Origin of the sequence: Pseudomonas sp. Sample_23 (genome assembly GCF_004307595.1) — a bacterium.
GTDB classification, from domain to species: domain Bacteria; phylum Pseudomonadota; class Gammaproteobacteria; order Pseudomonadales; family Pseudomonadaceae; genus Aquipseudomonas; species Aquipseudomonas atacamensis.
In genome coordinates this window covers 1-9,798 of record NZ_RCNX01000094.1, presented here as the reverse complement: position 1 = coordinate 9,798, position 9,798 = coordinate 1, and the positions used below count along the sequence as shown (strand labels likewise).

The 9,798-nt window shown below is 57.7% G+C and carries 5 protein-coding genes, 1 tRNA gene and 2 pseudogenes; 3 read left to right on the top strand and 5 right to left on the bottom strand.

Annotated elements, in window-relative coordinates; translation table 11 throughout:
* The first annotated feature begins 28 nt into the window (after positions 1-28).
* The 3 genes from selA to D8U82_RS25335 all read left to right on the top strand — a co-directional run bounded on the left by selA (position 29) and on the right by D8U82_RS25335 (position 3,455).
* Positions 29-1,441 (top strand): L-seryl-tRNA(Sec) selenium transferase, encoded by a 1,413-nt coding sequence (gene selA, locus D8U82_RS25345; protein ID WP_130887958.1) that lies wholly within the window; start codon positions 29-31, stop codon positions 1,439-1,441.
* Positions 1,438-3,354 carry a selenocysteine-specific translation elongation factor gene (gene selB / locus D8U82_RS25340; RefSeq protein WP_130903212.1) on the top strand — a complete coding sequence of 639 codons (1,917 nt, stop codon included), beginning with the start codon at positions 1,438-1,440 and terminating at the stop codon, positions 3,352-3,354. Before selA ends, selB begins: the two co-directional genes overlap by 4 nt.
* 5 nt (positions 3,355-3,359) lie before the next feature.
* A tRNA-Sec gene (locus D8U82_RS25335) sits at positions 3,360-3,455 on the top strand.
* An 80-nt stretch (positions 3,456-3,535) separates the two neighbouring features.
* On the opposite strand, the gene D8U82_RS25330 is transcribed toward D8U82_RS25335, so the two are convergent.
* The 5 genes and pseudogenes from D8U82_RS25330 to D8U82_RS25310 form a co-directional block, all read right to left on the bottom strand.
* The gene (locus D8U82_RS25330) at positions 3,536-5,800 is read right to left on the bottom strand and encodes a hypothetical protein (RefSeq protein ID WP_130903209.1); all 2,265 of its coding nucleotides are present in this window, start codon (positions 5,798-5,800) and stop codon (positions 3,536-3,538) included.
* Positions 5,801-6,085: 285 nt separating this feature from the next.
* Entirely contained in the window at positions 6,086-8,380 is a 2,295-nt protein-coding gene (locus tag D8U82_RS25325) for a hypothetical protein (RefSeq protein ID WP_130903208.1), read from the bottom strand.
* A gap of 344 nt (positions 8,381-8,724) precedes the next feature.
* Positions 8,725-9,016 (bottom strand): annotated as a pseudogene (locus D8U82_RS25320) (type II toxin-antitoxin system RelE/ParE family toxin).
* Positions 9,009-9,254, bottom strand: a complete 246-nt coding sequence (locus tag D8U82_RS25315) for a type II toxin-antitoxin system ParD family antitoxin (protein ID WP_083386978.1) — start codon at positions 9,252-9,254, stop codon at positions 9,009-9,011. The pseudogene D8U82_RS25320 and the gene D8U82_RS25315 overlap by 8 nt, the downstream one beginning before the upstream one ends.
* Before the next feature lie 341 nt (positions 9,255-9,595).
* Positions 9,596-9,798, bottom strand: a pseudogene (locus tag D8U82_RS25310) (hypothetical protein); the annotation flags it as partial.

Here is a 9,798-nt window from a genome sequence, read left to right as displayed (position 1 = left end):
ATTGTTTCAGTGAAATCAGGAGTGGCTGATGTCTTCCAGCGTTGCCCTGCGGTTGCCGTCCATTGATGGCTTGTTGCGTCACCCGGCGTGCGCGCCGTTGGCCGAGCGTTACGGCCGGGATTCTTTGCTGACGGGTCTGCGTCAGTTGCTTGATGAGCTGCGGCCTGGCGTATTGAGCGGACAATTGGCGGCGGTGGAAATCGGCGCCGAAGTGCTCGCCGGCCGCGTCGGCGAACGCTTGGCGCAACAGCAGCGCAGCCAGGTTCGCCGGGTATTCAACCTCACCGGTACGGTGCTGCACACCAATCTCGGCCGCGCCTTGCTGCCCGAGGAAGCCATCGAAGCGGTGCAAATGGCCGCACGCTATCCGCTCAATCTCGAATTCGATCTGGCCAGCGGCAAGCGCGGTGATCGTGACGACCTGATCGAAGGCCTGATCCGCGAACTGACCGGCGCCGAAGCCGTCACCGTGGTCAACAACAATGCCGCTGCCGTGCTGCTGACCCTCAACAGCCTCGGCGCGCGCAAGGAAGGCATCATCTCGCGTGGTGAGCTGATCGAAATCGGCGGCGCCTTTCGCATCCCCGACATCATGGCCCGCGCCGGCGTGCGCCTGCATGAAGTCGGCACCACCAACCGCACCCATGCCAGGGATTACCAAGCGGCAATCGGCCCGCGCAGCGGTTTGATCATGCGCGTGCATGCCAGCAACTACAGCATCGAAGGCTTCACCGCGCGGGTGCCGACTGCGGAACTGGCCGAGTTGGCTCACGCTCATGGCTTGCCGTTGCTGGAAGATCTGGGCAGCGGCAGTCTGCTCGACCTGACGCGCTGGGGCCTGCCGGCGGAACCGACGGTGCGGCAGGCGCTGCTCGATGGCGCCGACATCGTCACCTTCAGCGGCGACAAATTGCTCGGCGGGCCGCAGGCCGGATTGATTGTCGGGCGCAAAGAACTGATCGCGAAGATCAAGAAAAATCCATTGAAGCGTGCGCTGCGGGTCGACAAGTTGACCTTGGCCGCGCTGGAAGCGGTGCTCGGTCTCTACCGCGATCCGGATCGCCTCGTCGAGCGCCTGCCGAGCCTGCGCCTGCTGACCCGGCCGCAAGCCGACATTCATGCGCAGGCTGTGCGCTTGCAACCGTTGCTCGCCGATGCGTTGGGCGAGGTCTGGCAGGTCAGTGCAGTCGAGGCGTTGGGCATGATCGGCAGCGGCAGCCAACCGGTGGCGCGTCTGCCGAGCGCAGCGCTGTGTTGTCGCCCGCAAGTGTCCAAGCGCTGGCGCGGGCGCTATCTGCTCAATCTTGAAGTGGCATTGCGCGGTTTGCCGATCCCGGTGCTCGGGAGAATCGGCGACGATGCGCTGTGGCTCGATCTGCGTCAGCTCGACGATGAGCCAGCGTGGCTGGCGCAGTTGCCGCAATTGCAGGTCGACCGGTGATCGTCGGCACAGCGGGGCACATCGACCACGGCAAGACTTCGCTGTTGCAAGCGCTGACCGGGCAAACCGGCGATCGCCGCCCGCAGGAGCGCGAACGCGGCATGACCATCGACCTCGGTTATCTCTACGCCGAACTCGCAGCGGGCGCCGGGCTGACCGGCTTCATCGACGTACCCGGCCACGAAAAATTCACCCACAATATGCTCGCTGGTGCGCAGGGCATCGACCTGGTGTTGCTGGTGGTCGCGGCGGATGACGGCGTCATGCCGCAGACGCGAGAGCATCTGGCGATCGTCGAGCTGCTCGGCATCCCCCGCGCGCTGGTGGCGATCAGCAAATGCGACCGGGCGGGAGCGGGCAGGGTGGAAGAGGTGCAGCGCCAGGTGCTGGATCTGCTCGCGCCCGGGCCATTCGCCGATGCGCCGATTTTTACCGTGTCGAGCGTGAACGGGCAGGGCGTCGATGAGTTGCGCGCGGCGTTATTGCAGGCGCAAAACGAGGTGCTGGCGCGCAGTTGCGAGGGCGGCTTTCGCCTGGCGATTGATCGGGCGTTCAGCGTCCCCGGTGCGGGGATCGTGGTCACGGGCACAGCTTTGTCGGGCACGGTTGCGGTGGGCGACAAACTTGTCTTGGGGCCCGCGGGCAAATCGGTGCGCATCCGTGGCCTGCACGCGCAAAACCAGGCCGCCGAACAGGCCTTCGCCGGCCAACGCGTGGCGTTGAACCTCAGCGGCGAACGTCTGGAACTGGCGGAGATTCACCGTGGCCAATGGCTGCTGGCGGACTGGCTGCATGCGCCAACCCAGCGCATCGATATCGACTTTCAACTGTTGCCCGGCGAGCGCACCTTCGAACACTTTCACCCGGTGCATCTGCACCTTGGCACCCAGGATGTCATCGCCCGCGTCGCTTTATTGCAAGGCCCGCGCCTGAGCCCCGGCGGGCGCATGTTCGCGCAACTGCTGATCAACGCACCAGTGCACGCGGTAAAGGGCGATCGGCTGATCCTGCGCGACTCCAGTGCCCAGCGCACATTGGGCGGCGGCGTTGTGCTCGACCCGTTCGCCCCGGCGCGCCAACGCCGCAGCCCGGAACGCCTCGCGCAACTGCAAACCCTCGCTCTGAGTGTCAGCCTCGAACAAGCCTTGCCGGCACTGCTCAACCACAGCCCCGGCGGCCTCGACCCGCAACGCCTGGAACGCCAGTTCAACCGCCCGCGCGCGCAGTGGACGCTGGCGGAAAACATCCGCCTGATCGACACCCGTCAAGGCCCGCTGCTGTTCAACGTGCAGCGCTGGGGCCAGTTGAAATTCACTTTGCTCGAACAACTGGCGCGATTTCACGAACAAGAACCGGACCAGATGGGCCCGGACCGCGATCGTCTGCGCCGCTTCAGCGCTCTGGCACTGGAGCGCTCGACCTTCATCGGCCTGCTCGACGAACTGCTCAGCGCCGGCTCGATCCTCGCCAGCGGCCCCTGGCTGCACCTGCCCGACCATCAGGTGCGCCTGAATGCCGACGATGAAATCCTCTGGCAGCAATTACAGCCGCTGTTTGAACAGGCGGGTTTTGACCCGCCGTGGGTGCGCGACGCGGCGAAAATGCTCGGCGAAGACGACGCCAGCGTCCGCCTGCTACTGCGCAAACTCGCCCGCCTGGGCCTGATGCACCAAGTGGTACGCGACCTGTTCATCAGCGACATCGTCCTGCGGCAAATGGCAGCGCTGCTGCTGAAACTCGCCGAAGAAAACCCCGCGATTGAGGTGACAACTTTCCGTGATGCGCTAGGCTTGGGACGCAAACGCTGTATTCAGTATCTGGAATATTTCGACCGACTCGGCCTGACCCGCCGCCTCGGCGAATCCCGCCAGATCCGCCCAGACAACGCGCTGGCTGACGCCAGCGCACCCTGAGTTCAGGAAGACAATCGCGCCCGGTGGCGCGGCCGGGCTTCAAACCCGGTTGGGGACGGCATCCGTTCCCGGGCAGGTTCGACTCCGGCTGTCTTCCGCCAGTTTTTCTTTTCAACCACATCGTTGTAGTAAAAATGCTTGAAGTTAGATGTCTCTGGTAATATCAATTATATAGGTGGCGTCATTTCGGTATGGCCATTAATCGGATGTTATCCATTTTTACGGCTGTAGCGTAACTTATTGAAAGTCTTATTGTGGAGTAAGTGCTTGTTTCAGGTAGTCCCATGTAAAATTTTATTTCGACTTTTTTCCATGTGCCAGTGGTAGTTAATTGTATGCGTGGAAGCGTAATTGGATTTGGCTGTTCGTGGCCAAGAGTAACATGGCATACCGCTGTCCCCGGAACTAAATAGTCGAAGCTTAAACTGCATGGCTTGCCACTTTGTATATTTTGATATGACTTAGTTAGAATCAAGTCGTGCTCTTCATTAGAAAAGCGCGACTGAGCATAGTACTCGCCGCTTACGTTGATTATTGATCCATGCAAACTCCATCCATTCATGTCGTTATTCGTGAAGGTGGTCAGATCATCGAACCCCTTTTTGATCGTATACACTTTCTTCGGCAACGATTTGTACACACTTTCAGTTTTATCAAAAGAAACCTTCACCTCAATCTCAAGTGTCGAGTCGTCTTCCAACATCAGCAACTTGTCCAGTGGCACTGGATGGCGTATCCCACCCAAATCATCCGCCGTCACCTCTTTCCCTTTATATGCCTCCACAATAATTCCCGCACTGCCATCACGTTTGATTTCCCTATAAGTCAAATCAACCCGCTGTCCTACAGCTATGAACGGCCAAGCGGTCGTCCGCGTATGATCTGTCGCCAACAAATCCGCAGGATCCAGCACATCCCCCGTCACCCGGTCGATCGTCGGCGTGGGCAATCGAGGATCTGCGTCGGCAATGTCCTGCACGCTCAGTATCAACGGCAGGGAATCGCGCTTAGCCGATCCGGTTGTCTTGCTGTATTTCACAGTGACATTGCCACCGAAACTGTACGCAAGCACTTTGTTGTCCAGCGCAATCTCCTGCGTGCCCAGCACTTTGACCACGTGAGGCGGCGAGGTGTAGGAGCCGTCGGCAGGCGTGCCCGGGGCGGCGATCCAGCGCACTTGGATTACATCATCAAGCTGAATGGAAGGATCAAAGACCAGAGCGGTCAGCGCATCTTTCGCGGCAAGCGGATCCAGGCTGTTGCCTGGTGCCTGTTTGATTATGGGCGCTACCAGATCCGGCGCCGCTTCGCCGATGATCTCGGCCTCGGCCGTTCTGGAGTGCCCAACAACGGTGCCTGCCGGCCGTTCCAGCTCATAACGCACCTGCAAGCGCGCGCCGGAAGTCAGTTGATCGTTGGGTAGCTCCAGAATGCACGGTTGCAGCACTCCAAACTTGTCGGTGATCACGCCGAGTGCAGTAGGTTTCTCGGCCGAATCGTCCAACTTATAAAAGCCCCTCACCGTGTCGCCCTTTTGAAAATCGGGAGTAGTGGGAGCAACGACGATCAGTAGCGGCCGGCCCTCGAGTTTGTCGAGGTCCACAATCGCTGGATCGTCCATGTCATCGTCTGGATCCTCGCGCAGGATCGGCTGGGGAAGGAAGTTTCGCTCAAGGTCAATGTTGGCATGAATGTACTTCGACCACCGGTCCCGGTGAGTGGCGTTGGCCAGTTGATCGACCACCGTGTAGGAGAACGGGCAGTTGTTCATGCTGCCAATTTTTTGAAAGGTGTCGGGACCGATCAGCACCGAGAATGCCTTGCCCGCCTGTTCCGGCGTCACCGTGTGTTTGAAGGTCTGGCGATTGATCTCGTATTTCACCTGATCGTAGGCGCGGCAATGAGGGTAATCGAACGTCAGGAGTACGCCTTTGGCGGCCTGATCCTTGTCGATCACCGCCGGGTTGCCGAGCCCTTCGGGCAGACTGATCAGCAGCCCCGGATGATCACCGGTGCCAGGCACATCATTGCCGCCGGGCAACGTGTCGTTGTAGAGGGCCCACGCTTCGATGGACTTGCTGTCATTGCCGGCGACGTTTTTCAGAATGTATTGGATTGTGTTGATGACGCCGTCGTGAAGTGCCCTCTGGAACACGGTGAAGGTCATTCGCTCGTTGATGACTGGCTGTGGAACGCCGCTTTGCTCACCGTTGACGAAGAGTCTGATACTGCCATATTCACCAACGTCCGTAGGCGGATCGACCACCACCTGTACACCAGCGGCGTTGATTTCATCGCGCGTGAGGTCCGTGAATACCTTGAGCGGCAGGCCATAGGTGACTGTCGGTGGCTCTGCTGGCGGGTCAGTGATCACGTTCTCGGTGGCAACAGGAATTATCACCGGATACAGCGTCATGACCGTGTTGTCGGGTTGCGTCTTTTCCATGGCACACCTTCCTGATGAGACGGCCAGGGAGGGCTGGCCGGGATGGAGACATCAGATACCGGGCGGGGGACGTTGGCTACTGTCAGATCTGACAGTGGAGGGTGGTTTTGCGACGGATGGTAGGTCGCTGCGGATGCAGGTCGTGTGGGAGCGAGCCTGCTCGCGAATGCGGTTATTCAGTCGACATTTCAGTGATTGATACTCAGTCTTCGCGAGGAGGCTCTTCAAACGTCGCAGGATCTGTGTCCCACTATAAATTCCACCCCTTTTTCTGATAAGGCTTTATCAGCTCCAACGTATGTCATCAAAATAAAGTCCTCCGCCTGCTTCCCCTGTTGTATCTATTTCAAAGTAAGCAACGTAACGCCCCGCGGGCGCATCAAACCCGAATCGCTCGAAATTGTTGCCAATCAGCGGAAGTTTCCTAGCGTCGAATAACTGCTCACTAGCATCAAAAAAATAGATGTTGTTGATTGAATGGGCGTTGTGAAATAAGAACTCTATTTTTCTGGCGGAACCCGGTAAGCCAAATTTTCCGCGTGAGTGTCTTTTAAGGAATAGTATATGATTTCCACTCCTGTTTTCGATAAATGAAAACTCTCTACCCTCCAGAAGAGTAAAAGATAATCCACTTTTGAAATGTGCGGGTGTGTTTATCAAGAATTTTTGAACTGGTTCAGTCTGCCAGTTTTCAAAGCCGGAGACAGCATCAAGCGTCTTGATTGTGTAAATTCTTCTAGGGAAAGTCACTGTTTCCGCTTCCACTTGGCTGCCTGTCAATCCAGCTTTGAACTCCATAATTAAATTACTTCCATTTTTTAGGTTTTTCAGTACTGCAAGAGGAACTGCTTGCGTGTAATAACCTTGGGAGATCCAGGTGGAGTTGGTTTTTCCAGCAGGCGGTTGCCAGAACGTCTGGGTGTATAACGTGTTATCAGTGTTGGTCCCCTCCAGTCGCAGCCATACGTATTGCTCCAGAGCTATGTAAGGGTAACTGTTAACTCGCATGGTAACCTCGCTAGGCTGCTGACTAATGTCCAGCTCAGGTCCCTCGCCCCCATTGGCTGCTTGTATAATGAAAGGCCTGCCCATCGCTGGGTCTTCATTCGCAATTGACTGCACCGTCAGCGTCGAAGGTAAGGAATTATACGGCTTCCCGTTAATTGCCACGAAGTAACTTACCACTACCGATTTGCCCAGGTTATTAGGCACCACTGTGTTTGGAATCGAAACCTCATGAGGCCCGGCAGTACTCAGGTTGATCGGGGTGGTAGTGTGGCTGCCGCCACCGGCGGTGCCGGACCAAGTTACGCTCAATTGCGCGCCGATGAGCAATGGGTTGGCCGGGATAATCGCTGTAAGCATGTCTTTGGCAGCGAACGGGCTGAGGATGTTGTCGGGCGCTTCTTTGATGGCTGGAGCTTTAAAGTCCAGCATCGCTTCGCCAATGACCTCGGCCTCGGCCGTTCTGGAGTGCCCAACAACGGTGCCTGCCGGCCGTTCCAGCTCATAACGCACCTGCAAGCGCGCGCCGGAAGTCAGTTGATCGTTGGGTAGCTCCAGAATGCACGGTTGCAGCACTCCAAACTTGTCGGTGATCACGCCGAGTGCAGTAGGTTTCTCGGCCGAATCGTCCAACTTATAAAAGCCCCTCACCGTGTCGCCCTTTTGAAAATCGGGAGTAGTGGGAGCAACGACGATCAGTAGCGGCCGGCCCTCGAGTTTGTCGAGGTCCACAATCGCTGGATCGTCCATGTCATCGTCTGGATCCTCGCGCAGGATCGGCTGGGGAAGGAAGTTTCGCTCAAGGTCAATGTTGGCATGAATGTACTTCGACCACCGGTCCCGGTGAGTGGCGTTGGCCAGTTGATCGACCACCGTGTAGGAGAACGGGCAGTTGTTCATGCTGCCAATTTTTTGAAAGGTGTCGGGACCGATCAGCACCGAGAATGCCTTGCCCGCCTGTTCCGGCGTCACCGTGTGTTTGAAGGTCTGGCGATTGATCTCGTATTTCACCTGATCGTAGGCGCGGCAATGAGGGTAATCGAACGTCAGGAGTACGCCTTTGGCGGCCTGATCCTTGTCGATCACCGCCGGGTTGCCGAGCCCTTCGGGCAGACTGATCAGCAGCCCCGGATGATCACCGGTGCCAGGCACATCATTGCCGCCGGGCAACGTGTCGTTGTAGAGGGCCCACGCTTCGATGGACTTGCTGTCATTGCCGGCGACGTTTTTCAGAATGTATTGGATTGTGTTGATGACGCCGTCGTGAAGTGCCCTCTGGAACACGGTGAAGGTCATTCGCTCGTTGATGACTGGCTGTGGAACGCCGCTTTGCTCACCGTTGACGAAGAGTCTGATACTGCCATATTCACCAACGTCCGTAGGCGGATCGACCACCACCTGTACACCAGCGGCGTTGATTTCATCGCGCGTGAGGTCCGTGAATACCTTGAGCGGCAGGCCATAGGTGACTGTCGGTGGCTCTGCTGGCGGGTCAGTGATCACGTTCTCGGTGGCAACAGGAATTATCACCGGATACAGCGTCATGACAGTGTTGTCGGGTTGCGTCTTTTCCATGGCACACCTTCCTGATGAGATGGCCAGGGAGGGCTGGCCGGGATGGAGACATCAGATACCGGGCTGGAGAAGTTCGCTACTGTCAGATCTGACAGTTGAAAGTGGGTTTGCGACGGACGGTAGGTCTGCACTCGGAGATGCGCAGGCCGATGCCGACGCACAATCAGCGGCGCGGCCGGGCTTCAAACCCGGTTGGAGACGGCATCCGTTCCCGCGCAGGTTCGACTCCGGCTGTCTTCCGCCAGTCTCCCAAAAGCAAAGATCGCAGCCTTCGGCAGCTTCTACATCGATTTGTAGGAGCTGCCGAAGGCTGCGATCTTTTGATTTTCGGTGATACGAGAAGGTTAGAGATTACGCTGCGCTTCCATCCGGTCATGCAAGATTCTGATTATCGCGATCCCATAGGCGGTGATTCGAAAAATAAATCACGTGACTCTCCACGCTGCAGCGTCGGTAACCGGGGCGGATCGCGTCGCATGCGGGTGCTGTTTTGGGACGATCAGCCAATTGCTCGAAAGACGCAGTCAGGATGTCGATGTAGCGATTGGCCTGATCCAAACCCCATTGTTGAGCTGTATAGGTCCAGATAGCCTCAAGATCCGCTTCGGCGGCGGGGGTAAGTCGGTATTCAGCCATGCGCCCTCAACATTCTCTTTTTGAAAGCATCAGCATCGAATGGCCGGGGGGCACCACTGGATTCTCCTTCTCGAAGGGCTGCGCGGACGGCTTCCAGTTCAGCGTTTCGCTCTTGCTCTCGACGGATCAAATCGCGGATATATTCGCTGTCGTTGGTGTAATGTCCCGCTTCTATTTGAGCTTTGATCCAATGGTCTTGCTGGTCAGTCACGGTTATGGTTTTTCGTACGGTAGCCATGGTCGGGCCTTTTGCGGGTGGGGAACTTTGCGCAAATTATCATACTAATGGTGCGCTAACGAGTATGAGCCTAGCCGTTACAAGAACGAATCACAGCCTTCGGCAGCTCATGCGTATATCACTTGAGCTGCCGCAGGCTGCATTTTCAGACCCGCGACCGAAGCTGCTGCCCGAGCACATCCATCGGGTTAAATAATCCTTCCCCTTTGTGATCGCGAGCAGGCTCGCTACCACAGTTTCCTTCAGTGGTCGCAAAGTTTGCGTCCGACCAAGATCAATGTGGGAGCGAGCCTGCTCGCGAAGAGGCCGGCACGGGCATCGCATAACTCAGCCGGCCCGCATTACCCCGGCAACTCCAGATTATCCAGCACCCGGTTCACCGCCAACTCCCCAAGCATGATCAACTGCGCAATCCCCATTAGCGTCCTTCGCTGCGATGGCTTTACCAGCCCCGCGAATTCCTGGGCGATGGTTTTGGCCGAGGCGAGGGTTTCGCAGGCGTTGGCCAGCAGGTCTTCGTTTTTGGTGTCGGCGGTGACGGCGT

Excerpts from the sequence above, each read along its gene's own strand:
- selA (WP_130887958.1), top strand. The coding sequence starts at position 29 with ATGTCTTCCAGCGTTGCCCTGCGGTTGCCGTCCATTGATGGCTTGTTG.
- D8U82_RS25330 (WP_130903209.1), bottom strand. The coding sequence starts at position 5,800 with ATGGAAAAGACGCAACCCGACAACACGGTCATGACGCTGTATCCGGTG.
- D8U82_RS25325 (WP_130903208.1), bottom strand. The coding sequence starts at position 8,380 with ATGGAAAAGACGCAACCCGACAACACTGTCATGACGCTGTATCCGGTG.
- D8U82_RS25315 (WP_083386978.1), bottom strand. The coding sequence starts at position 9,254 with ATGGCTACCGTACGAAAAACCATAACCGTGACTGACCAGCAAGACCAT.